The sequence below is a fragment of the Gordonia crocea genome (genome assembly GCF_009932435.1).
GTDB classification, from domain to species: Bacteria; Actinomycetota; Actinomycetes; order Mycobacteriales; family Mycobacteriaceae; genus Gordonia; species Gordonia crocea.
This window is the reverse complement of sequence record NZ_BJOU01000001.1, coordinates 1,093,421-1,120,274: the sequence shown is the minus strand read 5'-3', so window position 1 is coordinate 1,120,274 and position 26,854 is coordinate 1,093,421. Positions and strand designations below refer to the sequence as shown.

Annotated in this window: 18 protein-coding genes and 1 pseudogene; 14 read left to right on the top strand and 5 right to left on the bottom strand. The window is 70.2% G+C overall.

The features are described 5' to 3' along the window. Together metG and nbrcactino_RS05320 are read left to right on the top strand one after the other, a co-directional pair. On the top strand, positions 1-1,566 hold the full coding sequence (gene metG, locus nbrcactino_RS05325; protein ID WP_161926414.1) for a methionine--tRNA ligase: 1,566 nt from the start codon (positions 1-3) through the stop codon (positions 1,564-1,566). Positions 1,567-1,570: 4 nt separating this feature from the next. Beyond that, positions 1,571-2,731, top strand: coding sequence for an aminodeoxychorismate synthase component I (locus nbrcactino_RS05320; protein WP_161926413.1), 1,161 nt, complete (start codon positions 1,571-1,573; stop codon positions 2,729-2,731). A gap of 7 nt (positions 2,732-2,738) precedes the next feature. Here nbrcactino_RS05320 and rsmI read toward each other — a convergent pair whose 3' ends face one another. Further along, positions 2,739-3,605 carry a 16S rRNA (cytidine(1402)-2'-O)-methyltransferase gene (gene rsmI / locus nbrcactino_RS05315; protein WP_161926412.1) on the bottom strand — a complete coding sequence of 289 codons (867 nt, stop codon included), beginning with the start codon at positions 3,603-3,605 and terminating at the stop codon, positions 2,739-2,741. Between the two features lie 146 nt (positions 3,606-3,751). On the opposite strand from rsmI, the gene nbrcactino_RS05310 reads away from it, so the two are divergent. Next, on the top strand, positions 3,752-5,317 hold the full coding sequence (locus tag nbrcactino_RS05310) for a dolichyl-phosphate-mannose--protein mannosyltransferase (RefSeq protein ID WP_228460818.1): 1,566 nt from the start codon (positions 3,752-3,754) through the stop codon (positions 5,315-5,317). On the opposite strand, the gene nbrcactino_RS05305 is transcribed toward nbrcactino_RS05310, so the two are convergent. Together nbrcactino_RS05305 and nbrcactino_RS05300 are read right to left on the bottom strand one after the other, a co-directional pair. Continuing rightward, positions 5,268-6,893 carry a BCCT family transporter gene (locus tag nbrcactino_RS05305; protein WP_228460690.1) on the bottom strand — a complete coding sequence of 542 codons (1,626 nt, stop codon included), beginning with the start codon at positions 6,891-6,893 and terminating at the stop codon, positions 5,268-5,270. The genes nbrcactino_RS05310 and nbrcactino_RS05305 overlap by 50 nt on opposite strands. 36 nt (positions 6,894-6,929) lie before the next feature. Beyond that, positions 6,930-7,793: a universal stress protein gene (locus tag nbrcactino_RS05300; protein WP_161926410.1), complete on the bottom strand. Its 864-nt coding sequence runs from the start codon at positions 7,791-7,793 to the stop codon at positions 6,930-6,932. Positions 7,794-8,025: 232 nt separating this feature from the next. Between nbrcactino_RS05300 and nbrcactino_RS05295 the strand changes: the two genes are divergently transcribed. Beyond that, positions 8,026-8,325 (top strand): hypothetical protein, encoded by a 300-nt coding sequence (locus nbrcactino_RS05295; RefSeq protein WP_161926409.1) that lies wholly within the window; start codon positions 8,026-8,028, stop codon positions 8,323-8,325. A 3-nt stretch (positions 8,326-8,328) separates the two neighbouring features. Here the strand turns inward: nbrcactino_RS05295 and nbrcactino_RS05290 are convergent. Continuing rightward, positions 8,329-9,973 (bottom strand): annotated as a pseudogene (locus nbrcactino_RS05290) (cation:proton antiporter). A gap of 107 nt (positions 9,974-10,080) precedes the next feature. Between nbrcactino_RS05290 and ygiD the strand changes: the two are divergent. The 4 genes from ygiD (at position 10,081) to nbrcactino_RS05270 (ending at position 14,950) form a co-directional block, all read left to right on the top strand. Next, positions 10,081-10,920, top strand: a complete 840-nt coding sequence (gene ygiD, locus nbrcactino_RS05285; protein WP_503826577.1) for a 4,5-DOPA-extradiol-dioxygenase — start codon at positions 10,081-10,083, stop codon at positions 10,918-10,920. A gap of 104 nt (positions 10,921-11,024) precedes the next feature. Further along, positions 11,025-12,044, top strand: a complete 1,020-nt coding sequence (locus tag nbrcactino_RS05280; protein ID WP_161926407.1) for an AurF N-oxygenase family protein — start codon at positions 11,025-11,027, stop codon at positions 12,042-12,044. 66 nt (positions 12,045-12,110) lie between these two features. Continuing rightward, entirely contained in the window at positions 12,111-13,616 is a 1,506-nt protein-coding gene (locus nbrcactino_RS05275; RefSeq protein WP_161926406.1) for a 4Fe-4S binding protein, read from the top strand. A 191-nt stretch (positions 13,617-13,807) separates the two neighbouring features. Further along, positions 13,808-14,950 carry an IS30 family transposase gene (locus nbrcactino_RS05270; protein WP_228460689.1) on the top strand — a complete coding sequence of 381 codons (1,143 nt, stop codon included), beginning with the start codon at positions 13,808-13,810 and terminating at the stop codon, positions 14,948-14,950. Between the two features lie 52 nt (positions 14,951-15,002). On the opposite strand, the gene nbrcactino_RS05265 is transcribed toward nbrcactino_RS05270, so the two are convergent. Next, positions 15,003-16,424 (bottom strand): carboxylesterase/lipase family protein, encoded by a 1,422-nt coding sequence (locus tag nbrcactino_RS05265; RefSeq protein WP_161926405.1) that lies wholly within the window; start codon positions 16,422-16,424, stop codon positions 15,003-15,005. A gap of 126 nt (positions 16,425-16,550) precedes the next feature. Here nbrcactino_RS05265 and nbrcactino_RS05260 point away from each other — a divergent pair, with 126 nt between their 5' ends. The 6 genes from nbrcactino_RS05260 (at position 16,551) to nbrcactino_RS05235 (ending at position 26,468) form a co-directional block, all read left to right on the top strand. After that, positions 16,551-19,106 carry an ABC transporter ATP-binding protein/permease gene (locus nbrcactino_RS05260; protein ID WP_161926404.1) on the top strand — a complete coding sequence of 852 codons (2,556 nt, stop codon included), beginning with the start codon at positions 16,551-16,553 and terminating at the stop codon, positions 19,104-19,106. Further along, on the top strand, positions 19,106-20,845 hold the full coding sequence (locus nbrcactino_RS05255) for an ABC transporter ATP-binding protein (RefSeq protein WP_161926403.1): 1,740 nt from the start codon (positions 19,106-19,108) through the stop codon (positions 20,843-20,845). The genes nbrcactino_RS05260 and nbrcactino_RS05255 overlap by 1 nt, the downstream gene beginning before the upstream one ends. 101 nt (positions 20,846-20,946) lie before the next feature. After that, positions 20,947-21,651: a response regulator transcription factor gene (locus nbrcactino_RS05250; protein WP_161927603.1), complete on the top strand. Its 705-nt coding sequence runs from the start codon at positions 20,947-20,949 to the stop codon at positions 21,649-21,651. A gap of 4 nt (positions 21,652-21,655) precedes the next feature. Continuing rightward, positions 21,656-23,137: a sensor histidine kinase gene (locus nbrcactino_RS05245; protein WP_161926402.1), complete on the top strand. Its 1,482-nt coding sequence runs from the start codon at positions 21,656-21,658 to the stop codon at positions 23,135-23,137. A 44-nt stretch (positions 23,138-23,181) separates the two neighbouring features. Beyond that, on the top strand, positions 23,182-24,438 hold the full coding sequence (locus nbrcactino_RS05240) for a bifunctional glycosyltransferase family 2/GtrA family protein (RefSeq protein ID WP_161926401.1): 1,257 nt from the start codon (positions 23,182-23,184) through the stop codon (positions 24,436-24,438). Further along, a complete protein-coding gene (locus nbrcactino_RS05235; RefSeq protein ID WP_161926400.1) occupies positions 24,435-26,468 on the top strand; it encodes an ArnT family glycosyltransferase in 2,034 nt (677 codons plus the stop codon). Before nbrcactino_RS05240 ends, nbrcactino_RS05235 begins: the two co-directional genes overlap by 4 nt. Positions 26,469-26,854: the final 386 nt, after the last annotated feature.

Below are 26,854 nucleotides of genomic sequence, written 5' to 3'. Positions count from 1 at the left end.
ATGGCCAGCCACCCCTCGCATGGCGACAACCGTCCGTTCTACCTGACGACGGCGATCGCCTATCCCAACGGCGCCCCCCACATCGGGCATGCCTACGAATACATCTCCGCCGACGCCCTGGCACGGTTCAAGCGCCTCGACGGCTTCGACGTCCGGTTCCTCACCGGCACCGACGTGCACGGGCAAAAGATGCAGCAGACCGCCCAGGCCCAGGGCATCCCGACCGCCGAATTGGCGACCCGCAACTCCGACGAGTTCGAAGCACTGCAGCGCCGTCTCGGCTCGAGCTTCGACCGGTTCATCCGCACCTCCGACGACGACCACAAGCGGGCGTCCACGGAGATCTGGAACCGTATGGCGGCCAACGGCGACATCTACCTCGACAAGTACTCCGGCTGGTACGACGTCCGCGACGAGACCTTCGTCGGCGAGGACGACACCCACGTCGACGAGAACGGTGAGCGGGTCGCGGTCGAGAACGGCCACCTCCTCACCTGGACCGAGGAGCAGACCTACTTCTTCCGCCTCTCGGCCTACACCGACCGCCTGCTGGCGCTCTACGACGAGCATCCGGAGTTCCTCGGCCCGGACACCCGGCGCAACGAGATTCTCAGCTTCTTGCGCGGCGGGTTGACCGACCTGTCCATTTCGCGGACCACCTTCGACTGGGGCGTCCAGGTCCCCGACGACCCCGGCCACGTCATGTACGTGTGGGTCGACGCCCTCACCAACTACCTCACCGGCGCCGGGTTCCCCGATGACGACGCGCTTTTCGACCGCTACTGGCCGGCCGATCTGCACGTCATCGGCAAGGACATCATCCGGTTCCACTGCGTCTACTGGCCGGCCTTCCTGATGAGCGCCGGAATCGAACTGCCCAAGCGGGTCTTCGCCCACGGCTTCCTGTTCAACAACGGCGAGAAGATGAGCAAGTCGGTCGGCAACGTCGTCGACCCGGGTGATCTGATCGACGCGTTCGGCCTCGACCCGGTGCGCTACTTCTTCTTGCGCGAGGTCTCCTACGGCCAGGACGGCTCCTACTCGGCGGAGTCGATGGTCGCACGCATCAACGCCGATCTGGCCAACGAGTTCGGCAACCTGGCGCAGCGCACCGCGTCGATGATCGGCAAGTACTTCGACGGCGTGCTGCCCGGCCCGGCCGGTTACACCGACGACGACGCGGAACTGTTGTCCACCGCGGCGAAGCTGCTCGGAACGGTCCGCACCCATTTCGACTCCCAGGCGATCCACCTGGGATTGGAAGCACTGTGGCAGGCCTTGGCCGCGGCCAACCGCTACATCTCGGCCGAGGAGCCGTGGAAGCTGGCGAAAACAGATCTGGAGCGGACCGGTACCGTCCTCTACGTCTGCGCCGAGGTCGTGCGGATCGTCGCCCTGCTGGCCCAGCCGGTGATGCCGCAGTCGTGCGGCACCATCCTCGACCAGTTCGCCGTCCCCGCCACCGACCGCGATTTCACCGCGGTCGAGAAGCGACTGGTCCCCGGGACGGCGTTGCCCGCGCCCACCCCCGTCTTCCCGCGCCTCGAGGCGCCCGCGCGGGACTGACCCGGTGAGCCCCAGCGCGCTCGACGTGCTGGCGACGCTGCACCGTCGCACGCGCGAGGCCGGGCTGGCACCGCCGGCGGCGCTCATCGGCTCCTGGCTCGACGCCGACGCCGTGATCGCCCCGTCGCTCGAACTCGTCGCCGGGCTCGCCCCGCCGGATCACCCCGACCGGTTCTGGATCGGATACCTCGGCTTCCCCGTGAACGCCGCGTCGGCCGCCCTGCCCGCCGCGGTCGGCGGGCTGACCGACGCGGTCCTCCTGCTGCGCGACGGGCAGTGGCACTACACCGACGTGACCGGCGCGCGCTGCCCGGACTGGGTGTCCGACGCGCTCACCGCCACCGCCCCGCACCGCGAGCCGGCCCGCGCCCACTGGGTCGAGCCGTCGGACCGGCGGCGGGCCGACCACGGGCGCGCCGTCGCCGACGCCCTGGCCGCCATCGGGGCCGGCGAGATCTACCAGGTCTGCGTCTGCACCCGGATCGACGGACACCTCGACGGTGCGCCGCTGACCTTCTTCAGCGACGTCGCCGCCGCCACCGCGCCCCGCAAATCCGCCTTCCTGCAAGGGGATTGGGGAACGGTGGCCAGCTTCTCCCCCGAATCCTTCCTGCGCCGCCGCGGCGGGGCGGTCACCTCGTCGCCGATCAAGGGCACCGCTCCGGCGACGGCCGACCCCGGGGGCTTGGCGACCTCGGTCAAAGACGTGGCCGAGAACGTGATGATCGTCGACCTGGTGCGCAACGACCTCGGCCGCGTCGCGACGGTCGGCTCGGTGACGGTGCCGGAACTGCTCACCGTGATCGGCGCGCCGGGGGTCTGGCACCTCGTCTCCACCGTGCGCGCCGAACTCGACGCCGCCGTCGGCAACGACGCCCTCCTCGACGCCTGCTTTCCACCCGCATCGGTGACCGGCACCCCGAAGATCGCGGCGGCCGGGTTGATCGGCGAGTGGGAGCAGTTGCCGCGCGGGGTCTACTGCGGCGCGGTGGGCATCGCCGGTCCCGACGACGAGCTGGACCTGTCGGTGGCCATCCGCACCGTCGAGATCGATCCCGACGGCGCCATGCGCCTGGGCGTCGGCGGTGGCATCACCACCGACTCCGACCCCGCCCGCGAATGGCAGGAGTGCCTGGACAAGGCCGCGGCCATCGTCGGCCGCTGACGGCCGGCTAGTCCGACGCCACCGCCGCGTCGTACAGCGCCTTCTTCGAAGTCCCGGTCTCCTCGGCGACCCGGGCACACGCCTCCTTGAGGCGCAGCCCGCCCTCGACCAGGTCGCGCACCCGGTCCACCAGGTCCTGCGCGTCGGGCGGCGCCTGCTCGCCGGGGGCCAGGACGACGGTGATCTCGCCGCGCACCCCGCCGGCGGCCCACTGCGCCACCTCCGCCAGGCCGCCGCGGCGAACCTCCTCGTAGGTCTTGGTCAGCTCGCGACACACCGCGACGCGGCGATCGGCCCCCAGCACCTCGGCGGCCTCGGCCAGGGTGTCGGCGAGCCGGTGCGGGGAGTCGAAGAACACCACGGTGCGCGGCTCGGTGGCCAACTGCGCCAACCACTTCCGCCGGGCGCCGGACTTGCGCGGCGCGAAACCGTCGAAGCAGAACCGCTCGCACGGCAGGCCCGATACCGCCAGGGCGGTCGTCACCGCCGACGGTCCGGGCAGGCAGGTGATCGGCAGGCCGGCATCGACACACGCGGCCACCAGGCGGAACCCCGGGTCGCTGACCGACGGCATGCCCGCGTCGGTGACCACCAGCACCGTCTGCCCGTTCGCCACCGCCTCGACCAGTCCGGGGGTGCGGGCGGCCTCGACCTGGTCGTAGTAGCTCACCACCGTGCCGGTGATGGCGACGCCGAGTCCGGCGGCCAGCGACCGCGTGCGGCGGGTGTCTTCGGCGGCGACGATGTCGGCGGAGGCCAGCGCCGCGCGCAACCGCGGCGACGCGTCGTCGTACTGCCCCATCGGCGTGGCCGCCAACACCAGCGTCCCGACGGACCCGTCCCCCTCGCCCCGCTGTGCTCGACCGGTACCCATGGTTGACCAGCCTAGGCGCACCCGGGGCGGCGCCCACTACCATCGACCGGGTGACGACCGCCGACGACAACGCCACGGGCAGCTGGCTCGTCGTGCCGTCGCCCCCGACCGGGTCGGCGGGCGGGTGGTCGCACACCGGCGCGGAGCTGGCCGAGGACCTGGGCCGCAGCCCCGGGCGAACCCTCCCGGAGCCGGTGTTCGGCGCCGACGACCGCCGCCGCGGCCTCGTCGTGGGACTCGTCATCACCGCACTCGCCGCGATCACCCGCTTGTGGGACCTGACCCATCCGACCGACAAGGGCACCCCCGTCTTCGACGAGAAGCACTACGTCCCGCAGGCGTGGCAGGTCCTCACCGGCGGCAACTGGATCGAGGACAACCCGGCCTACGGCCTGGTCGTGCACCCGCCGGTCGGCAAGTGGCTGCTCGCCCTGGGCCAGGCCGTCTTCGGATACGGGCCGATGGGGTGGCGGATCCTGCCGGCCCTGTGCGGCATTGGCATCGTCGTGATGGTCTACTGCATCGCACGCCGGATCGCCCGCTCGACGCTGGTCGGCGCGATGGCCGGGCTGCTGGCGATCTGCGACGGGGTCCTGTTCGTCCAGTCCCGGATGGGGATGCTCGACATCTTCGCGGCGTTCTTCATCGTCGCCGCGTTCGCCGCGCTGCTCGCCGACCGCGACCAGATGCGCCGCCGCCTCGACGACGCCCATCGGGCCGCGAAGGGCAACGGGGGCCGCTTCGCCGCCGATTGCTTCGACTCCGACTTCGGCCCCCGCTTCGGGTTCCGCTGGTACCGGTTCACCGCCGGGGTGATGCTCGGATTGGCCTGCGGCACGAAATGGTCGGGGATCTACTTCGTTTTGGCCTTCACCCTGATGTCGCTGGCCTTCGACGTCGCCGCCCGGCGCGCCTACGGCGTCCGCCGCCCGTGGCTGGGGGTCCTGCGCCGCGACCTGGTGCCGTCGGCGGCCAGCCTGTCGGTGATGCCCATCCTGATCTACCTCGCCTCCTTCGCCCCCTGGTTCGCCTCGGAGACCTCGGTCTACCGCTACCACGAGACCGGATCGGGCACCGGGGCGTTCGGCTGGGTCCCGGCCGCGTGGCGGTCGCTCTGGTACTACCAATCGGGGATCCTGCGGTTCCACGAGGGTCTGACCAGCTCGGCGGGCAACCACCATCCCTGGGAGTCCAAACCGTGGACGTGGCCGATGGGGCTGCGGCCGATGCTCTATGCGGTGGAGACCGGACCGGACCGGTGCGGCGACGGCGACTGCGCGCGCGTCCAGATGCTGATCGGCACCCCGGCCATCTGGTGGTTGGCCCTACCGGTCCTGGCCTGGTCGCTGTGGGCCTTCCTCGGCCGCCGCGACTGGCGCTACGGCGTCGCCCTCCTCGGCTACGGCGCGGCCTTCGCCCCCTGGTTCCTGACCATCGACCGCCAGATGTACTTCTTCTACGCGACGCTGATGACGCCGTTCCTGGTCGTCCTGATCGCCCTGTGTCTCGGCGATGCGCTGCGGTGGGCCGCCGCCCTGCCCCGGCGCGCCGACGGCGGGGCACCGGACCGCCAGATCCTCGTGCTGGCGGCGGTGGCGGTCTACCTGGCGCTGGTGGTCCTCAACTTCGCCTGGCTGTGGCCGGTACTGGCCGGGGTGCCGATCACGAAACTCCACTGGCATCAGGAGATCTGGCTGCCGAGCTGGTCGTGATCATCGGGTCGCGCCGGATGTCGCGGACGAACGACACGCACAGCCCGATCATGACGACGACGAAGGGCAAGGCCGCCAGAATCGCCATCTGTTTGACACCGGTGAGACCGTCGGTGCCGTCTTCGCCGCCGCCGACCACGAGCAGCAAGACCGCAACCCCACCGGTCAGCACACCCCAGAAGACCGTGACCCACCGACTCGGTTCGTGGGCGCCGCGCTGCGACAGGGTGCCCATGACCAGGGAGGCGGAGTCGGCCCCGGAGACGAAGAAGATCGCGACCAGCGCCATCACCAGCAGCGAGGCGATCGGAGTCCACGGCAGGTGCCGCAGGACCTCGAACAGCAGGTCCTCCTCGTCGCCGGAGGTCCCGACGCGGTAGCCGGCCCCCTCGTTCTGCTGGCGGATCGCCGTCCCGCCGAAAATGGCGAACCAGACCAGCGAGACCGAGGTCGGCACGACCATGACGCCGACGACGAATTCGCGGATCGTGCGGCCCCGGCTGATCTTGGCCAGAAACAGCCCGACGAACGGCGTCCACGACACCCACCACGCCCAGTAGAAGATGGTCTGGTCGGCGAGCCATTTCTCGCCGGCCGCGTCCACCGTCGCCGAGGAGCGCGCCGCCATCGCCATGATCTGGTCGAGATAGGCCCCCAGCGCGGTGGGCATGACGTTGAGCACGAACACCGTCGGGCCGACGACGAAGACGAAGACCGCGAGCACCAGGGCGAGGACCATGTTGGTGTTGGAGAGCCACTGGATCCCCTTGGCGACCCCCGACACGGCCGAGGCGACAAAGGCCGCGGTCAGCACCGCGATGATGGCGACCAGCAGCATCTTCGACGGACTCGACACCCACCTCACCGATTCCAGCCCGGAACCGATCTGCAATGCCCCCAGGCCCAGCGAGGCGACCGTGCCGAACAGCGTCGCGAAGATGGCCAGCCCGTCGATGACCTTGCCGACCGGGCCGTGCGCCCGCCGCGTGCCCAGCAGTGGTGCGAAAGCGGCCGACAACAGCTGTCCACGGCCCTTGCGGTAGGTCGAATAGCCCAGCACCATGCCGACCACGGCATACATCGCCCACGGGTGGAACCCCCAGTGGAACATGGTCGTGGCCATCGCCGTCGGGAGGTGGTTGGCCTGGGTGCCCGGCGGGGCCTTGAGCGCGGCCCCGGGCGGCTCCTGCAGATAGTGCAGGAGCGGCTCGTAGGCGCCGAAGAACATCAGGCCGATGCCCATCCCGGCGGCGAACATCATCGCGATCCAACTGATCGTCCGATACTCCGGCGCCTCGCCGTCGCGTCCCAGCGGGATGCGCCCGTACCGGGTGAACGCGATCACCAGGGCGAAGACGACGAATCCGCTCGCCGAGACCAGATAGAGCCAGCCCAGGTTGGCGGTGACCCACCGCATCGCGGTGCTCGTCGTCTCCCGCATCGAATGCGGTGCGGCGATCCCCCAGACGACAAAGGCGAGCACGATGGCCGCGGTGCCGCCGAAGACGGCGATGTCGAGTCGGGGTCGATCAGCTCGGGGTCGGTTGACTTCGTTCCGTATCGGGTCGGTTTCCACCGATCCACCATAGGCAGAGCCCCCGGCCCCGCGGGGTCACTCGCGGACGATCATCACCGGGGTCGCCGCGTGCTGCAGCACCTTCTGGCTGGTCGAACCCAGCAGCAGTCCCTTGAACCCGCCCCGGCCGCGGCTGCCTACGACGATGAGCGAGGCCTTGCGCGCATCGGCCGCGGCGATGATCGCCTTGCCCGGGTCGTCGGGCACGACGACGCGCTCGACGGTCACGTCCGGGTAGTCCTGGGCGTATCCGGCCAACCGCTCCGCGACCGCTTCGGTCGCCTCGGCACTCATCCGCTCCACCGCATCGGGCTCGATCCCGAATCCGTGCAGGGCGTCGGCGTCGAGTTGCGCCCACGTGTGGACCGCGACGAGCGGCACCTTCAGCGAATCGGCCTGCCGGTAGGCCTCCTGCACCGCCGGGTCGCTGATGGGGGTGTCACCGACGCCGACGACCACCGGACCGTTGGTGATCTCGTCGCCGACGACGACCACGCGGCCGTGGTAGTGGGCGGCGATCGTGATGCCCACCGAACCGAGCAGCAGGCCGCGGACGCTGCCGAGGCGCCGGGTGCCGATGACGATGGCGGTCGCGTCCTTGCCGACCTCGAGCAGGGTCCGGGCGGCGTCGCCCTCGCCGACGCTGGTGCGCACGCGGACGTCCGGCTCGGCCTCCAGGACCGCGGCCGCCGCGCTCTTGACCGCATCCTTGGCCTCGCTGGCGATCGCCTCCACGACCTCCTGGGGGATCACCAGGCCCGGCGCATAGTTGCTCGTGCTGGCGTCGTAGGCGCCGACGATGTGCAACTCCGACTCCTCGCGCGCCGCGAGCGACGCGGCCCAACGGGCGGCGTGCAAAGACGTTTCGGTGCTGTCGACTCCGACGACGATGGTTGGCATGTGGGCCTCTCCTCGAATGGGTGCGTTGCGGCGCCGCGTGAGCGGGTCGTCACTCCATCGTTGTCCCGGCCACACCGGCCGTCAAACGAAGTACCGTGACGTAGGGTGAATCGGGACGAATTGCCCGGTCCCCGACGGCTTGCGGAGGCCCGCTGTTCACCTCGCGGCCACCTGATCCGCGGCGCGTCGACCCATCCCAGCCCGCCCCACACAGCCTGAGGAGCCGTTCACCGTGACCACCGACCCGACGGTCCGCCGCGCATTCATCCACGGCTGCGTCACCGTCGCACTCGCCTCGGTCGCTATGGTCGCCGGGGTCGCGGTGACCGGGACGCCGCGGACCCTGCTTCTCGCCGCCTGCCCGCTGATCACGTTGATCGGCGCGGTGGCGGCGGGGGTGCGGACCTACCGGGCGTGGCAGGCCGACGACCGCTGGCCGGTGTGGCAGGGGCTGCTGTGGTTCCTCCTGATGACCACGCTGCTGCTGTTCATGAGCGTCGGCCCGACCGTCCTCGGACTGACCCAGGACTGATCCTCACCGGTAGAGGTCGACGCTGATCTGTTCGGCGTCGAGACGGGCGAGCGCCTCGGTGAGGACCTGGGAGCTGAACTGCCCTTCTTCGCGCAGGGACAGCAGTTCGCTGCGCTGCGCATCGATCATCACCTGGCGCAACATGGCGAACTCGGTGCGGCCGATCCGGCGGACCGTCCCGTCCTCGGAGTCTTCGGAGCGCACGACGGCGTCGCGCACCCGGCGGAAGTGTTCGGGGTCGGCGGCGAACCGATCGGCGAAGTCGTCTTCGATCACCCCGCGCAACCGGACCTGCAGCGCGTTCCGCTCGGCCTCGATCTCCTGGTCGTCGGGGGTCACGCCGAGCCATCGGACGAGCGGCCCGAGGGTCAGCCCCTGCACCAGCAATGAACCCAGGGCGACGAAGAACGCCACCAGGACCAGCAACGAGCGCGACGTCGTGCCGATCGGCAGGGTCTGCGCCGCCGCGACGGTGACCGCGCCGCGCATCCCGGCCCACACCACAACCGTCGACTCGCGCCACCCCAGCGGCGAGGAGACGAAGTAGTCGAGGTCGGCGAGCTTGCGGTTGATCCGCCGCTCCACCCGTGGCGAGACGTCGCCGGAGAGTTTGTCGCCGTATTCGCGCAGCCGGATGGCGAGCTGGTCGGCGCGCGAGGCGCGCCGGTGCAGCAGCCCCGCCATCGGCCCGACGAAACACGCCCGGACCACCAGGACCACCGCCAGCAGCAATGCGGCCAGGATCACCGCGTTGCGGAATTGCCCGCCGTCGCTGCGGACGTCGTCGATCAACGACGACATCTCCAGGCCCATCAGGAGGAACACGCCGCCCTCCAGGAGCAGCTCGATGGTCCGCCAGTTCTGCATCTCCGCCATCCGGTGGGCCGCGGTGAGATAGCGGGCCGAACCGATCCCGGTCACGATTCCCGCCGTCACCGACGCGACCAGGCCCGAGGCCTTGAAATGCTCGGCCGGCAGGTAGGCCAGGTAGGGAACGGTGAAGGAGACCGCCGTGGTCACCGTGGCATTGCTGATCTTCGACGCGATGAACAGGTTGGCCTTGCCGACGACGAAGCCGACGACCACCGCCGCGGCAATCGCCCAGGCGAAGTTGCCGATCGCGCCGCCGATCGACACGCTCATCGCGGTGGCGGCCAATGCGGTGCGCAGCAGGACGAACGCTCGCGTCGTTGAGCAGGCTCTCCCCCTCGAGGATCGCGACCACCCGGCTCGGCGCGCCGAGCTTCTTCACCATCTGGGTGGCCACCGCATCGGTCGGCGACACGATGGCGCCGATGGCGATCCCGGTCCACAACGACACCTCCGGGAGCAGTGCGTGCACCACCAGGCCGACCACCACGGCGCTGAGCACCACCAGGCTCACGGAGAGCCCGGCGATCGAGGTGAGGTTGCGCCGGAACTCCATCGTCGGCATCGACACCGCCGCCGAATACAGCAGCGGCGGAAGCACTCCGACGAGGATCCACTCCGGCTCGACCATCACGTCCACCTGGGGCAGCAGCGCGACGAGCAGTCCGCCGGTGACCAAGATCAGCGACGGTGCGATCGCCACCCGGGGTCCCAGCGCGTTCGCCGCGGCGATCGTCAGGACGGCGATCGTGGCAATGAGAATGGCTTCGGTTGGCATAGGCGTCATTCTGCCCTGGGCGGCCGCTGCTCGCGTACCGTCGCAAGGACGTCTCCCAGCCCTCGGAGGTTCCCATGACAACGCCGTCACCCACGGCCCCCACGCTCATGCCGGCCGCCTTCCTCGGCCACGGCAACCCGATGAACGCGTTGGAGCGCAACCGCTACACCGAGTCGTGGCGCGCCTTCGGGCGCTCGGTGCCCACCCCGAGGGCGATCGTCGTCGTCTCGGCGCACTGGTACACCAACGCCACCGCGGTCACCGCAATGCCGCTGCCGCGCACCATCCATGACTTCTACGGGTTCCCCCGCGAACTGTTCGAGGTCGAGTACCCGGCACCGGGCGCCCCGGATGTGGCCGAGATGGTCGCCGACATCGTCAAACCCATCTGGGTGGGCCTCGACGAGGACAGCTGGGGGTTGGACCACGGCACCTGGTCGGTATTGCGGCACGCCTTCCCCGACGCGTCGATCCCGGTCATCCAACTGTCGCTCAACGCGTTCAAGGACCTCGACCACCACCTGGACATCGGCCGACGGCTGGCCCCGTTGCGCGAACAGGGCGTCCTCATCGTCGGGAGCGGCAACATCGTGCACAACCTGCGCATGGTCGACTTCGCCCAGCCCGACGCCGGCTTCGATTGGGCGCACCGCTTCGACGACGCCGCCCAGGCGATGCTCACCGACACGCCGACGGAGGTCTTGACCCTCGACGCCCACCCGGATTTCCGCCGGGCGGTACCCACCCCGGACCACTTCCTGCCGATGCTCTACATCGCCGGATTGGCCGGCGACGAGGCGCTGTCCCCACTGGTCAAGGGTTATGCCGCGGGGTCGCTGTCGATGACGGCCTACACCCTGGGCCTGGAGGTCGACGTGACCGGCGACGACGCGGCCGGCGCGGCCGAGATCCCCAGCGGTTTCCCCGCCCTGGACTCGAATCTGTAACCGGTTCCCATTGACATCATCAACCGTTACAATGGATATTGAGACATAGCTGCTCTGGCCACCCGGCGGGAGCGAGACCGATTCCACGCCCTCGGAGGTCGACGATGACCAGCACCCTCAACCCGCAGGACCGCATCAAGGAGTACTCGCCGGTCGCCAAAGAGAAGCTCGACGAGGACTACAACCAGGTCCTCGACGACCTGTCCGACGCGTCGGTGCACCGCAACTTCGACCCGTACATCGACATCGACTGGGACGCGCCGCACATGGCCGTCGTCCCCGGCGACAAGCGGTGGATCATGTCGCCGCACGACCCGGTCGGGCGCCACCCGTGGTTCCGCGAGCAGCCGGTCGACAAGCAGATCGCCATGGGCATGTGGCGCCAGGCCAACGTCGCCAAGGTCGGCCTGCAGTTCGAGTCGATCCTGATCCGCGGCCTCATGCAGTACTCCGACCGGCTGCCCAACGGCGCCAAGGAGTTCCGCTACACGACGCACGAGGCCAAGGAGGAGTGCAACCACACCCTGATGTTCCAGGAGTTCGTGAACCGCACCGGCGTCGACGTCCCGGGCGGCCCCCGCTGGTTCCGGCGGATCTCCCCGATCATCCCGCTCTTCTCGACGATGGTCCCGACCATCTTCTACTTCGGGGTGCTGGCCGGCGAGGAGCCGATCGACCACATCCAGAAGGAGTTCCTGCGCAAGGACACCGAACTCCACCCGACGATGCAGGCGATCATGCAGCTGCACGTGGCCGAGGAGGCCCGACACATCTCCTTCGCCCACCACCTGCTGCGCGAGACGATCCCGGCCAAGGGCCCGCTGTCCCGGTTCGTGCTGTCGATCGCCATGCCGATCGTGATGCGCACGCTGTGCGACGTGATCGCCAAGCCGCCGCGCCAGTTCCGCCGCGAGTTCGACATCCCGCGCTCGGTCTGGAAGGACCTGTTCTGGCGGTCGCCGGAATCGCGGCAGTTCCAGTCCAACGTCTTCGGCGACGTGCGCATGCTCGCCGAGCAGTGCGGTCTGATGAACCCGGTGTCGCGACAGGTGTGGCGACTCCTGCGGATCTCCGGCCGGCCGTCGCGCTACCGCAGCGAGCCCACCTACTCCGCAGCCGCGTAGCGGCGATCGGCCGCGACGATCCCCCGCCGCGGCCGGCACCGATACTGAAGAAAGCAGCCCCGTTCCATGCCCCACGTCGTCACCCAGGCGTGCTGCGGTGACGCCTCGTGCGTCTACGCGTGTCCCGTCAACTGCATCCACCCGACCCCCGACGAACCCGACTTCGGCACCGCCGAGATGCTCTACATCGACCCGTCGACCTGTGTGGACTGCGGCGCCTGCGTCACCGCCTGCCCGGTCGGCGCGATCGCGCCCGGCCACCGCCTGCCCGAGGACCAGCGCCGCTTCACCGAGGTGAACGCCGCCCAGTACGGCGAGAACCTCTTTGTCGGCGACGTCCGGTTCCCGGTCAACATGGCCAAGCGGCTGCCGCTGGCCCCGGTGTCCACCCCGGCGCCTCTGCGCGCCGGCCCGCAGCACGTGGCGATCGTCGGGTCCGGCCCGTCGGCGATGTATGCCGCCGACGAGCTGCTGCGCCTGCCGAATGTCTCGGTGACCGTTTACGAGCGGTTGTCCCTGCCGTTCGGGTTGGCCCGCTTCGGCGTCGCCCCGGACCACACCGCCACCCGCACCGTGATGAAGCTCTTCGACGACATCGCGCGCCACGAGCGTCTGCGGATCCTGCTCAATGTGGAGATCGGCCGCGACCTCACGCTCGACGAACTGCGCGAGCGCCACGACGCGGTGTTCTGGGCCGGTGGCGCACCGACGGACCGGCCGCTGCGCATTCCGGGCACCGACGCGCACGGATTCGCCGCCGCGACCTCGCTGGTCGGGTGGTACAACGACCACCCCGACTTCGCCGATCGGCGCTTCGACCTGTCCGGTGAGCGTGTCGTGGTGATCGGCAACGGCAACGTCGCCCTCGACGTCGCCCGGATCCTGGCCGCCGACCCGGCCGCGCTGGCGGCCACCACGATCTCCCCCACCGCGCTGGAAGCCCTGCAGCACAAGAAGATCCGCGAGATCCTCGTCGTCGGCCGACGCGGACCGCGCGAAGCCGCGTTCACCCTGCCCGAGCTGATCGGGCTGGCCGAGAGCGGCATCTCGGTCCACGCGGATCCCGCCGATCTGGCCGGGGTGGACACCTCGGCCAGCGACATCACCGAGCGCGAGAAACTCGCCCTGCTGCGCGAATTGGCCGAGCGCCCGCCGGTCGGATCCGAGGACGGCGCGGTGCGCATCCGCTTCGCCTTCGGCCTCGCGCCGCACGAGATCCGCACCGACGACGGACGGGTCACCGGCGTGCGGTTCGAGCGCACCGCGGTCGCCGCCGACGGCACCGCGACCCCGACCGGCGAGATCGTCGACGTCGACGCCGGGCTGGTCCTGTCGGCCATCGGCTACCACGGCGTGGCGGTCCCGGGACTCCCGTTCGATCCGAAGCGCGGCGTCATCCCCAACGACGACGGCCGCGTCATGGACGGCGACATCCCGGTCGCCGGGGTCTATGTGACCGGCTGGATCAAGCGCGGCCCGACCGGGTTCATCGGCACCAACAAGACCGACTCCGCCCAGACGGTGGCGTCGTGGCGCCACGACGTGGAGGCCGGGCTGCTCACCGCCCCCTGACCGCCGACTGGGCCCTGTTTCCCGCCGACTGGGCCCCGCAGACTCAAGCGATCGCCGCAACGGCCGACGAGTTTGCGGAGGTCAGCATGGGTGATGGTGGTTCGAGACGACGGTTGGGGAAGTTGGGGGTCGCTGATCGACCGCCGTTAACCCAGCGGCGTGAGTTGTTTTGGCAGGGCCTGTCTACGGGGATGACGATCAAGGCTGCGGCGCGCGCTGCTGGTGTGTCGCGCAACTCCGGGGCCCTGTGGTTGGCCCAGGCTGGCGGAATGAAACCAACAGCAACGGCACTGGAAAGCCGGATCAGCGCCGGCACGGGCCGGTTGACCTTCGCTGATCGGTGCTGCATCGAGGAACTGGTGGGCAAAGGGTCGCAGCCGGCGCGGATCGCGCGTCTGTTGGGTCGTTCCCGCTCGACCATCAGCCGGGAACTGGTGCGGGGCCGGCCCGCCGGTGACGGTGAATACCGGTATCGGGCGATCGTGGCGCAGACGACGGTCGACCAGGGCCGGCGGCGACCCAAACCGCGCAAACTCCAACCTGGCACCGCGCTTTACGCTGAAGTCGTCGACATGCTGGGGAAACGGCTCAGTCCTGAGCAGATCGCCCACCGGTTACGGCACGACTATCCCGACGATCCGGAGATGCGGGTGTCCCACGAAACGATCTACCAGTCGATGTATGTTCAAGCCCGCGGTGGTTTGCGCGCCGAGGTTGCCAAAGCACTACGCACCGGGCGGATACGACGCAAACCCGCAGGCCGAGACACATCCGGTCGAGGCCGGATCAAAGACATGGTGATGATCAGCGATCGTCCCGCCGAAGTCGAGGACCGCTCGGTCCCCGGCCACTGGGAGGGTGACTTGATCATGGGAGCCGGTAACCGCTCGGCGATCGGCACCCTGGTCGAACGCACCACCGGCTTTCTGATGCTGGTGCACCTGCCCGGCGATCACACCGCCGCCACCGTTGCCGCGGCCATGACCCGCACCATCCCGACCATCCCCGAAATCCTGCGTCGATCGTTGACCTGGGATCAAGGAGTGGAAATGGCCCACCACACCGCCATCACCAACGCCACCGGCCTACCGATCTACTTCTGCGATCCCCACAGCCCCTGGCAGCGCGCCACCAACGAAAACACCAACGGCCTACTCCGCCAGTACTTCCCCAAAGGGGCCGACCTATCGTTCTTCGGCCCCGGCATGCTCGACCAAGTCGCCGCCGAACTCAACGACCGACCCCGAAAACGCCTCAACTGGATGACCCCCGCCGAAAAGCTCGAAGAACTCCTACAATCCAAACCGACAGATTCCGTTGCACCGACCACTTGAATCCGCCCCCTCAATCTCGCCGACTGGGCCCTGTTTCCCGCCGACTGGGCCCTCAGTCGAACCGCTGCACCACGTGATTCTGCGCATACGGATCCCATCCCGGGTCGCCGGTGGTCGCGAAGGCGACCCAGGCCCGGTGCATGGCGTCGGCGACGGCCTGCGGCGCATCCGGCCCGGTGAGCCGTTCGGCGTGCGCCAGCTGGTCGAACACATACGGCAACTCGACGGCGTGCCCGGCACCGATGCCGGCCACCGAACTGGGTACGCCGAACTCGTACAGCCTCGTCTGACCATCCGGGCGCAACTGTGCCAGCCGGACCGCCGGCTCGTGGAAGGCCACATCGGTGAGCACCATGCACAGGGCGTCACCGGGCGCGGTGCCGGCGGCGAGGTGCTCGTCCAGCGCCGCCGTCGCCCCGTCGTATCCGCGCACCATCGCGCGCGCCGCCTCCTCGGTCACCCCCGCCGCGACGCCGGTGGGGACGAGGAAGAACCGGAACTCATCGGCGTTCCACCCGGCGATCAGCGGAACCCCGCTGCCCGCCCCCGCCGCGATCGAGGCGATCGGCAGGTTCGGCAGCACCTCCCCGTCGACGACGGGCATCGTCGACATGATCCCCAGCCCCGCACCGACGACCGTCGCCCCGAAGACCGCCGGATCCGGGTTGAGCATCAACTCCAGGGACATGTCGGTCTGCGCCTTGAGGAGCAGCGAATCCGACACCGACCCCAGGCCGGCCGCATCGGCATCGACCCCGAGCAGCCCGGCCACGCGCGCGGTCACCTTGCGCGCATCCTCGACGGCCACCGCCGCAGAAGCGTTGCCGCTCTGCATGATTGCGCGGTGGAACAATCCCCGCGCCACCGGTGAGGACAGCAGCGATGCGACGCTCATCGCCCCGGCCGACTCCCCGACGACGGTGACGTTGCCCGGATCGCCGCCGAATGCCGCGATGTTGTCCTGCACCCATCGCAACGCGGCGATCTGGTCGAGCAGGCCGCGGTTCTCGGGTGCACCGGCCACCGAGGCGAATCCTGGCACCCCCAGCCGGTAGTTGATCCCGACGAAGACGACGCCGTCGCGGGCAAAGGCCGCCCCGGAGTAGATCGCCAGCCGGTTCGATCCGCGGGTGAAGGCGCCGCCGTGGATCCACACCATGACCGGCAGCCCCGACGACGACGGGTCCGGCGTCCACACGTTGAGGTTCAGGTAGTCATCGCCGCGCTCGATGACGTTGTCGAACAACGCCGCGATCGGCGCGGGATAGGGAGTCTGCGGCGCCGTCGGGCCGTAGTCGACCGCGTCGCGGATTCCGTCCCACGGTGCCACCGGCTGGGGCGCGGCGAAGGCCGCCGGCCCGCTCGGCGCGGCCGCGTACGGGATCCCGAGGAACTGTGCGGCGCCGTCACCGGCGGTGCCGCGCACCACCCCCGAAGCGGTCCGGACGGTCGGTGCGTGATCGATGTCGGCCATGGTCTCAACGTACCGACCCCACCGGCTCCGCACCGGGGTATCGCCCGGTGTGACCTCCTCCATTGGCAGCCCTCAGCCCAGCCAACTAAGGTCATGCTTACCAAAGCGTTTTCCGAGGGGGTCTCCATGTCACGCGGGTTCAACGGTGCGCTCATGCGCGCATTCGGCGCCAACGACCACACCGCGACCGTCACCGCGGTCCACGACCTGACGCCGCACTGCCGGCGGATCTCCTTCCACTCGTCCACCCTGTTCGACGAGGCCGAGGGCTTCCCCACCGCCTTCGTGCGCGGCTGGTTCCCCGACGGCAAGGGCAAAGAGTTCCAGCGCGCCTACACCTTCTCCTCGACCGACGCCGACGCCGGCGAGTTCACCATGGACTTCGTCCTCCACGAGCCGGCCGGACCGGCGTCGCAGTGGGCCTCGGCGGCCCAGCCCGGCGATGAGCTGGCGATCATGTGGATGAGTGCCGTCCCGTTCGAGGTCCCCGACGAGAACCGGCCGTCGGGCTACCTGCTGATCGGTGATTCCGCCTCGCTGCCGGCGCTCAACTCCGTCGTCGAGACCATCCCCGACGACATCCCCGTCGAGCTCTACCTCGAACAGCACGACGGTCTCGACCGCGACCTGCCGCTGGCGCGCCACCCGCGCATGCGCGTGCACTGGGTTCCGCGGGTGGACGTCGAATCGCTGGCGGCGGCCCTGGAGGACCGCGACTGGTCCAACTGGAAGGCCTGGGCCTGCCCCGAGACCGGGTCGCTGAAGGAACTGCGCAAACGCTTCAAGGAATTCGGCTTCCCCCGCGCCGAGCTGCACGTCCAGGCCTACTGGGCCCAGGGCAAGGCGATGGGCAAGGAGCGCGACCCCGCCGAACTCGAGGCGCTGGCCGCCGCTCAGGTCGAGACGATCGAACCGGAGATCGTCGCGGCCGCCTCCACCACACCGACCGCGGTGCAGGGACAGTGGCGCGCCGCCGGCGCCGGGCGGTTGCTCGCCCCGCTCAAGCGCACGCTCATCGTCGCCGGGGTGCTCCAGGCCGTGGTGACGCTGCTCCAGCTGGCGCCCTACGTCCTGCTCGTCGAACTGGGCCGCCGACTCCTCACCGACGCCCCCGAAGACCAGCTGTGGTCGATCGGGATCCTCGCACTGGTGCTGCTCGGCGTCAGCCTGGCCCTCGAGGCGGCGCTGATGCTGTGGTTGCACAGCGTCGACGCCCGCTTCTCCCGCGACCTGCGCCGACGTCTGATCGGCAAGCTCGCCCGCCTGCCGCTGGGCTGGTTCACCGCCCGCAACTCGGGTTCGATCAAGTCGCTGGTCACCGATAACACCTTGTCGCTGCACTATCTGGTCACCCACGCGATCGTCGACGCGGTCGCCGCCGTGGTCGCCCCGGTCGCGGTCCTCGTCTACCTCTTCGTCTGCGACTGGCGGATCGCCCTGTTCCTGTTCATCCCGGTGCTGACCTACATCGTCACGATGTGGCGGATGATGGCCCAGTCCGGGTCCAAGATCCCGCAGGCGCAGTCCTGGGTGGAGCGGATGAACGGCGAGGCGGCCGGGTACCTCGACGCGCAGCCGGTCATCCGGGTGTTCGGCGGCGAGATGGCGTCGAGTTTCCGACGCAACCTCGACGCCTACATCAGCTTCCTCGACGGCTGGCAGCGCCCGTTCATCAAGGCCAAGACCGTCATGGACCTCGTCACCCGGCCCACGACCTTCCTGTGGTTGATCGCCGCCGTCGGCACCTGGTTCGTCGTGTCCGGCCGCACCGACGTCGCCGGACTGCTCCCGTTCCTGTTCCTCGGGACCACCTTCGGCGCCCGCCTCCTCGGCATCGGGTACGGCCTGTCCGGCATCCGCGCCGGAACCGTCGCGGCGCGCGACATCCAGGACGTCCTGGAAGAACCCGAACTCGCCGAGCTCGACGACGACACCGCACCCGCGGGTGCCGAGGTCGTCTTCGACGGGGTGACCTTCGGTTACCGCCGCGACATCCCCGTCCTGCAGGATGTGTCGCTGACGCTGCGGCCGGGAACGGTCACCGCCCTCGTCGGGCCGTCCGGATCCGGGAAGACGACCCTGGCCGCCCTGTTGGCCCGGTTCCACGACGTCGACGCCGGCGCCATCCGCATCGGCGGGGCCGACATCCGGTCGATGCCCACCGACGACCTCTACCGGCACCTGGGTTATGTCCTGCAGCAGTCCCAACTCGTGGCCGGCACCGTCGCGGAGAACATCGCGCTCGCGGTACCCGACGCGACGCCCGAGCAGATCGAGAACGCCGCTCGGGCGGCCAACATCCACGAGCGGATCGAGCGACTCCCCCACGGCTACGACACCGTGCTCGGCGCCGACGCGGCCCTGTCCGGCGGAGAGCGCCAGCGCCTCACCATCGCCCGGGCCATCCTCGCCGACGCGCCGATCCTGGTGCTCGACGAGGCCACCGCCTTCGCCGACCCGGAGTCGGAATACCTCGTGCAGCAGTCGTTGAGCCGTCTGGCCGCCGATCGGACCGTGCTGGTCATCGCGCACCGCCTGCACACGATCACCGACGCCGACGCCATCGTCGTCCTCGACGGCGGGCGGGTCGTCGAGACCGGGACCCACGACGAGTTGCTCGCCGGCGGCGGAAGATATCGCGACCTCTGGGAATCAGCGGGTCACAAGGCAGGAGTCAAGTAATGCTCACGACGCTGTTGGCCCTACTCCCCCCGAACAGCCGGGGAAGTGTCCTCCGCTTCACCGCGACGTCGATTCTGTCGGTCATCGCGCGCGCGGCGGCGGTCGTGATCCTGGTCCCCCTGATCACCGCCCTCGTCGACGGCGAGCACGGCGCCGCCGTCCGCTGGCTGGGGGCGCTCACCGCCGCCACCGTGATCGGGTGGGTCGCCGACTGGTACACCGCCAAGATCGGGTTCACCCTCGGCTTCGGCACCCTGCACCACGCGCAGCGCGACGTCTCCAACCGGCTGTCGCGGATCCGCTTCACCTGGTTCGGCCCCGACACCACCACCGATGCGCGTCAGGCGGTCGCCGCCACCGGCCCCGACCTGGTCGGCGTCATCGTCTACCTGGTGGTCCCGGTCACCGGTGCCATCCTGCTGCCGGTCGCGATCGCCCTCGCCCTGTTCGGCGTCGCCTGGCAACTCGGCGTGGTCGCGCTGATCGGGGTGCCGCTGCTGCTGGGGGCCCTGTGGGGCACCGGCGCGATCTCCCAGCGGGCCGACCGCGCCGCCAACGAGGCCAACGCCAACCTGAGTGAGCGCGTCGTCGAGTTCGCCCGCACCCAGAGTGCACTGCGCGTGGCACGCCGGGTCGAGCCCGAGCGCAGCCTGGCCGGCGACGCGATCGACCGCCAGCACTCGGCCATCATGAAGCTGCTGCTCATGCAAATCCCGGGCCAGGTCCTGTTCAGCCTGGCCAGCCAGATCGCCCTATTCACCCTGGCCGGCACCGCCGCCTGGTTGATGGTCAACGACACGATCTCCCCGGCGCAGGCCGTCGCGCTGCTCGTCGTGGTGGTGCGCTACCTGGAGCCGTTCACCATCCTCGGCGAGCTGGCCGGCGGCCTGGAGGCCACCCGCCTCACGCTGCGGCGGATCGGCCGGGTCCTCGGTGCGCCGACGGTCGGCGCCGGCGAGGTCGCCACGGTGCCGCAGCAGGCGCCCCGGATCGAGTTCCGCGGCGTCAGTTTCGACTACGACGACCCCGAGCACCCCGTCCTCGACGGGCTCGACCTCACCCTGGAGCCGGGTACCGCGACGGCGATCATCGGGCCGTCGGGGTCGGGCAAGTCGACCATCCTGTCGCTGATCGCCGGGTTGCACGAGCCGACCGCCGGGCAGATCCTCATCGACGGGGTCGACGCGGCCGCCTTCGACCTGCCGACGCGCCGCGCGCTGACCAGCGTCGTCTTCCAAGAGCCCTACCTGATGGGCGGGACGATCGAGCAGAACATCGCCGCCGGCGATCCCACCGCACCACCGGCCCGGCTCACGCGCGCGGCCGCCCTGGCCCGCGTCGACGAGATCACCGACCGCCTGCCCGACGGTGCGGCCGCGCAGGTCGGCGAGGGCGGATCGGTCCTGTCCGGCGGCGAGCGCCAGCGGATCAGCATCGCCCGCGCCCTGGTCAAACCGGCGCCGATCCTGCTGATCGACGAGGCGACCAGCGCATTGGACAACGAGAACGAACGGGCGATCGTCGACGCCTTGTCCGCGGATGACCGGCCGCGCACCCGCGTCATCGTCGCGCACCGCCGGGCCGGCATCCGACGCGCCGACCGCGTCGTCGTCGTCGACCGGGGTCGCGTCGTGGAAACCGGGACCCCCGACGAGTTGCTCGAGCGCGACGGCGTCTTCGCCCAGTTCTGGGCCCACCAGGACGCCGGCGCGGGGTGGAAACTCACCGAGGTCGTCTGAGCGTCGACTCGCGGCTCACAGCCGGCGCATAGGAAAGGCCTAGGCTCCACCCATCGGCAGCGGCGATACTGGGTGCCGTGAGTGCACCGAACCGAGTCGTGATGCAGCGCGCCGACGGGACGCCGATCAACGCGCTGGTGGTCGACGACGAGCCCGTCCTGGCCGAGATGGTGTCGATGGCACTGCGCTACGAGGGGTGGACGGTGTCCACCGCCGGCGACGGTGCCGCGGCCCTGGCCGCCGCCCGCGACAACCGGCCCGACGTCGTCGTCCTCGACGTCATGCTGCCCGACATGAGCGGGCTCGACGTGCTGCTGCGGTTGCGCGAACTCAATCCCAGTCTGCCGGTCCTGTTGCTGACCGCCAAGGACTCGGTGGAGGACCGCATCGCCGGGCTCACCGCCGGCGGCGACGACTACGTGACCAAACCGTTCAGCATCGAGGAGGTGGTCCTGCGGTTGCGCGCCCTGTTGCGCCGCGCGGGGATCACGACCGGGGAAGCCGATTCCCAACTCGTCGTCGGCGACCTGGTGCTCGATGAGGACAGCCACGAGGTGACCCGCGCCGGCGAGCCGATCACCCTGACCTCGACCGAATACGACCTGCTCCGGTTCCTCATGCGCAACCCCAAGCGTGTGCTGTCCAAGGCCCAGATCCTCGACCGCGTGTGGGACTACGACTTCGGCGGCCGCTCCAACATCGTCGAGCTCTACATCTCCTACCTGCGCAAGAAGATCGACAACGGCCGCGATCCGATGATCCACACGCTGCGCGGCGCCGGCTACGTCCTCAAGCCCGCCGGCTGATCCGATGCGCCTCCTGTCCCCGAACACCTGGTCGCTGCGCACCCGCCTGATGGTGGGGCAGGTGATCATGCTGATGCTCGTCTGCGTCGGCGTCGGGATCACCACCGAGATCGCCCTGCGCCACTACCTGGTCGGCCAACTCGACACCACCGTCCGCGAGGCCGTGCACCGTTCGATGGTCATGTCCGACCACCCGCCGCCCGACCGGCCCAACCGGCCCCGTCGACAGCGCCCCGGCCCGGGGCCGGAGTTCCTCGACGCCCCCGGCCAGCCCAGCGGTCTGGTCACGATGGTGGTCCGCGCCGACGGCAGCGTCACCGCGGGTGCGCTGGCCACCGACGGATCCCGCGTCGCGGTCACCGACCGTGCGCGCGACCAACTGAAAGAGGCGGTCCCCGGCGCGGCGCCGCTCAGCACCGACCTCGACGGCAAGGGCTCCTACCGCATCGCCGCGGAGGTGAACCGACAGGGCGAGACCATCATCGCCGGCCTGCCGCTGTCCGGGGTGAACTCCACCATGTGGCGGGTGCTGGTGACCATGGTCGTCGTGACGCTCGCCGCCCTGGTCGCGGCGACCACCCTCGGCATCGCCATCACCCGCCGCGCCCTGGCCCCGCTGACGCGCGTCGCCGCGACGGCCCGCGAGGTCGCCAACCTGCCGCTGGACCGCGGCGAGGTGGCCCTTCCGGTCCGCGTGCCGGAGTCCAACGCCGACCCCAACACCGAGGTCGGCCAAATGGGGTCGGCGCTCAACCGGATGCTCGACCACATCGGTACCGCCCTGTCCACCCGCCAGGCCAGCGAGACCCGGGTGCGCCAGTTCGTCGCCGACGCCAGTCATGAACTGCGGACCCCGCTGGCGGCCATTCGCGGCTACACCGAGCTGGCCCACCGCCACCGCGACGAGGTGCCCGAGCAGGTCGCCCATGCGATGGGCCGGGTGGAGTCCGAAGCGGGGCGCATGACCCACCTCGTCGAGGACCTGCTGCTGCTGGCCCGACTGGACTCGGGCCGCCCCCTGGACCAAGAGCAGATCGACCTGTCGCAAATCGCCGTCGACGCGGTCAGCGACGCCCACGTGGCCGGCCCCGACCACGACTGGCAAATCGACCTGCCCGACGACCCGGTGCTCGTCACCGGGGACGGCGCCCGCCTGCACCAGGTGTTGGTCAACCTCCTCGCCAATGCCCGGGTCCACACCCCGCCGGGCACCGTCGTCAGCGTCGCCGTCACGGTCGACGGCCCCCAGGCAGTCCTGACCGTCACCGACGACGGGCCCGGAATCGATCGCGCACTGATCCCCGAGGTGTTCACCCGGTTTGCGCGCGGCGACAGCTCGCGGTCACGCAACGGCGGCGGGACCGGACTGGGCCTGTCCATCGTCGACGCGGTGGTTCGGGCCCACCACGGGACCATCACGTTGCGCAGCGAGCCGGGGGCCACCGAGTTCGTCGTGCGGCTCCCCCGATCCACAGCCAACGCATAGCGGCGACCAACGCCGGACCCATGGGCCGGCCCGACGATGGGGTTATGACACTCCTCATCGACCCCGCGGGCCGGGCCGCCCCGCTTCCCAACGCGGCCCGTCTCGCTGCCGAGCGAGGCGTCCCCGTCCTCGACGTCGTCGTGCCGGTTTACAACGAGCAGGCCACCCTGGCGCACTCTGTCCGCCACCTGCACCGGTTCCTGCTGGAGCAGTTCCCGTTTACGTTCCGGATCACCATCGCCGACAACGCCAGCACCGACGCGACACCGGCCATCGGGGCGGAGTTGGCCCGGGAGCTGACCGAGGTCGGCTACCACCGACTCGAGATGAAGGGCCGTGGCCGGGCACTGCACACGGTGTGGTCGGAATCGGACGCGCCGGTGCTCGCCTACATGGACGTGGACTTGTCGACCGACCTGTCCGCACTGCTCCCCCTCGTCGCACCGCTGGTATCGGGACACTCCGACATCGCCATCGGATCGCGGCTCACGCGCGGGGCGAGGGTCGTGCGCGGTCCGAAGCGCGAGATCATCTCGCGCTGCTACAACGTCATTCTCCGGTCGACGCTGGCCGCCCGCTTCTCCGACGCCCAGTGCGGCTTCAAGGCGATCCGGGCCGAGGCCGCCGACGCCTTGCTGCCCCACGTCGAGGACACCGGTTGGTTCTTCGACACCGAGTTGCTGGTGCTGGCGCAGCGGTGCGGACTGCGGATCCACGAGGTCCCCGTCGACTGGGTCGACGACCCGGACAGCCGCGTCGACATCGTCGCGACCGCGGTCGCCGACCTCAAGGGCGTGGCGCGCCTGGCGAAGGGGTTTGCGACCGGGGACATCCCGATTCGCGCCCTGACCGACCAGTTCGGCGCCCGATCGGGCCCGCCGTCGCTGTTGCGGCAGACGGTCTCCTTCGCCGCGGTCGGGATCGCCAGCACCCTGGCCTACCTGGTGCTGTTCCTCGCGCTGCGCTCCCCTCTCGGCCCGCAGGCCGCCAACCTCGCCGCCCTGTTGCTGACCGCGATCGGAAACACCGCCGCGAACCGGCGCTTCACCTTCGGGGTCCGCGGCCGGGCCGGCGTCGCACGCCACCAGGCTCAGGGAATCGTCGTCTTCGGGATCGGGCTGGCCCTGACCAGCGGGGCCTTGGCACTGCTGCACCTGCTCGGCGAGCCGCCCCGACCGGTGGAGCTCGGCGTGCTCGTCCTCGCCAACCTGGCGGCCACCGTCGTCCGTTTCGTCCTGCTGCGCGGCTGGGTGTTCCACTCGCGCCGCGCCGCGACCCCCTGTGAAGGAGAATCCGCATGACCGTCGTGACCGATCGGCCCACCGCAGGCCCCTCGACCAGCGGGGCCGCCGCGTCGTCCCCCAAGCGCCGCACGGTGTCGGCCTGGCTCACCGGTGGTCACAGCCGGTGGGAGCGCCCCATCCTCGCGGGCATCCTCGCGTTCGCCGCGGTGTGCTACCTGTGGGCACTCGATTCGCTCGGCTGGGCCAACGACTACTACGCCGCCGCCGTCCAGGCCGGGACGCAGAGCTGGAAGGCCCTGTTGTTCGGCTCTCTCGACGCCGGCAACGCGATCACCGTCGACAAACCGCCGGTCTCCCTGTGGGCGATGAGCCTGTCGGGCCGGATCCTCGGCTTCAACTCCTGGAGCATGTTGGCGCCCCAGGCCCTGATGGGCGTCGCCACCATCGCCCTGCTCTATGCGACCGTGCGCCGCACGAGCGGGGTCGGCGCCGGGTTGATCGCCGCCGCTGCGCTCGCCCTGACCCCGGTCGCGGCGCTGATGTTCCGCTACAACAACCCCGACGCCATGCTGGTCCTGCTGCTGGTCGCCGCCGCCTACTGCATCGTGCGGGCCCTGGCGGACCATCCCCTGCGCTGGACCGCGCTGGCGGGGACGGCGGTCGGCTTCGCCTTCCTCACCAAGCTCATGCAGGCGCTCCTGGTGGTACCGGCGATCGGACTCGTCCTGCTCGTCGCGTTGCCCGGTTCGTTCTGGCACCGGCTGCGCGTGGGATTGGTCGGTCTCGCCGCAATGGTCGTATCCGGCGGCTGGTTCGTGGCCCTGGTCAGCCTGTGGCCGGCCGGCTCGCGCCCCTACATCGGCGGGTCGACCACCAACAGCCTGCTGGAACTGACCCTGGGGTACAACGGCCTGGGACGCGTGTTCGGCGGCGACGGCAACCCGACGGCCGGAGCCGGCGGTCCGGGTGGGCCGGGTGGTCCTGGTGGTATGCCGGGCCCCGGCGGTGGCGGCGGGTTCCGCCACGGGTTCGGCGGCGCCCCGGGGTGGACCCGGATGTTCGGCGACTCCATGGGTACCGAGATCTCGTGGCTGCTGCCGGCGGCGCTCATCGCACTCGTCGTCGGACTCTGGTTGACGCGCAAGGCCGTCCGCACCGATCTCATGCGCGCGGCGCTCCTGCTGTGGGGCGGCTGGCTGCTGGTGACGGCGGCCGTGTTCAGCACGATGAAGGGCATCATGCACCCCTATTACACGGTGGCGCTGGCCCCGGAGATCGCCGCGCTCGTCGGCATCGGCGCAGCCCTGCTGTGGGATCGACGGGATCGCGCGGGGGCGCGTATCGCCCTGGCCGTGATGGTCGCCGTCACCGGGGTGTGGAACTTCGTACTGCTGGACCGCACGCCGGAGTGGCTGCCGTGGCTGCGCTGGGTCCTGTTGGCGGGTGCCGGCCTCGCGGCCGTCGCCCTGATCGTCGGGGCCCGGCGGGAGCGCTGGGCGGCCGCGGTGGCGGCCTTCGCCCTCGTCGTCGGCCTCGGCGGCACCGGCGCCTACATGCTGGAGACCGTCGCCCATCAGCAGCACGGCGGACCGATGCTGTCCTCCGGCCCGGCGCAGGCCGGCGACCACCGGGGTCCCGGCAACCAGGGGCCCGGGGGTCGGCGTGACGGTCGCGGTCCCGGCCGGACCACCGAGGTGTCCGAGCAACTGCGCGACATGTTGTCGTCCACCGAAAGCCGTTGGGCTGCAGCAACTATCGGCTCACACTCGTCGGGATCGCTGCAGCTGAGCAGCCGGCGTCCGATCATGGCGATCGGCGGGTTCAACGGGGGCGACGCCGCCCCGACCCTCGAGCAGTTCCAGCGCTATGTCCGCGACGGCCAGATCGCCTACTTCATCGTCGACGACCGCGGCCCGGGTGGACGGGGTGGGCCCGGATCGGGTCCCGGCGCCCGGCAAGACGGGCGGGGCGGTCCCGGTGGCCCGGGCGGTCGGTCGGGCACCGCAACGGAAATCACCGAATGGGTGAAAGCCAACTTCACGGCGCAGAACATCGACGGCACGACCGTCTACGACCTGCGACACTGACCCGGAGGCACCTGTCCTGTCCTCCACAGAGAAAAACGCTCGGCTGGGAACTCCCAGCCGAGCGTTTTCTTTACTGCGTCCTACCAGAGCGAACCCCAGAACGGCGGGCGGCGACGCGGGCCGTGCGGACCGCGAGGACCACCGGGACCGGGGCCGTGCGGACCCCGAGGACCGCCGGGACCACCGGGACCGGGGCCGTGCGGACCGCGAGGGCCACCGGGACCGGGGCCGTGCGGACCGCGAGGGCCACCGGGGCCGGGACGAGGACCAGGACGTGGCATCGTTGCCTCCTTGTGTTGGCGAGATCGGACCGACTCGGTCCGACTGATCCGAGGCTAGGAACGCTCGATGTGTGCCACCCATCTGCAAGCTATGCGCCAGTTAAG

What these genes read in the sequence shown, in the direction of transcription:
- metG (WP_161926414.1), top strand. Translation starts at nt 1, where the DNA reads ATGGCCAGCCACCCCTCGCATGGCGACAACCGTCCGTTCTACCTGACG.
- rsmI (WP_161926412.1), bottom strand. Translation starts at nt 3,605, where the DNA reads ATGGGTACCGGTCGAGCACAGCGGGGCGAGGGGGACGGGTCCGTCGGG.
- nbrcactino_RS05300 (WP_161926410.1), bottom strand. Translation starts at nt 7,793, where the DNA reads ATGCCAACCATCGTCGTCGGAGTCGACAGCACCGAAACGTCTTTGCAC.
- ygiD (WP_503826577.1), top strand. Translation starts at nt 10,081, where the DNA reads ATGCCGGCCGCCTTCCTCGGCCACGGCAACCCGATGAACGCGTTGGAG.
- nbrcactino_RS05280 (WP_161926407.1), top strand. Translation starts at nt 11,025, where the DNA reads ATGACCAGCACCCTCAACCCGCAGGACCGCATCAAGGAGTACTCGCCG.
- nbrcactino_RS05275 (WP_161926406.1), top strand. Translation starts at nt 12,111, where the DNA reads ATGCCCCACGTCGTCACCCAGGCGTGCTGCGGTGACGCCTCGTGCGTC.
- nbrcactino_RS05270 (WP_228460689.1), top strand. Translation starts at nt 13,808, where the DNA reads ATGACGATCAAGGCTGCGGCGCGCGCTGCTGGTGTGTCGCGCAACTCC.
- nbrcactino_RS05265 (WP_161926405.1), bottom strand. Translation starts at nt 16,424, where the DNA reads ATGGCCGACATCGATCACGCACCGACCGTCCGGACCGCTTCGGGGGTG.
- nbrcactino_RS05260 (WP_161926404.1), top strand. Translation starts at nt 16,551, where the DNA reads ATGTCACGCGGGTTCAACGGTGCGCTCATGCGCGCATTCGGCGCCAAC.
- nbrcactino_RS05255 (WP_161926403.1), top strand. Translation starts at nt 19,106, where the DNA reads ATGCTCACGACGCTGTTGGCCCTACTCCCCCCGAACAGCCGGGGAAGT.
- nbrcactino_RS05250 (WP_161927603.1), top strand. Translation starts at nt 20,947, where the DNA reads ATGCAGCGCGCCGACGGGACGCCGATCAACGCGCTGGTGGTCGACGAC.
- nbrcactino_RS05245 (WP_161926402.1), top strand. Translation starts at nt 21,656, where the DNA reads ATGCGCCTCCTGTCCCCGAACACCTGGTCGCTGCGCACCCGCCTGATG.
- nbrcactino_RS05240 (WP_161926401.1), top strand. Translation starts at nt 23,182, where the DNA reads ATGACACTCCTCATCGACCCCGCGGGCCGGGCCGCCCCGCTTCCCAAC.
- nbrcactino_RS05235 (WP_161926400.1), top strand. Translation starts at nt 24,435, where the DNA reads ATGACCGTCGTGACCGATCGGCCCACCGCAGGCCCCTCGACCAGCGGG.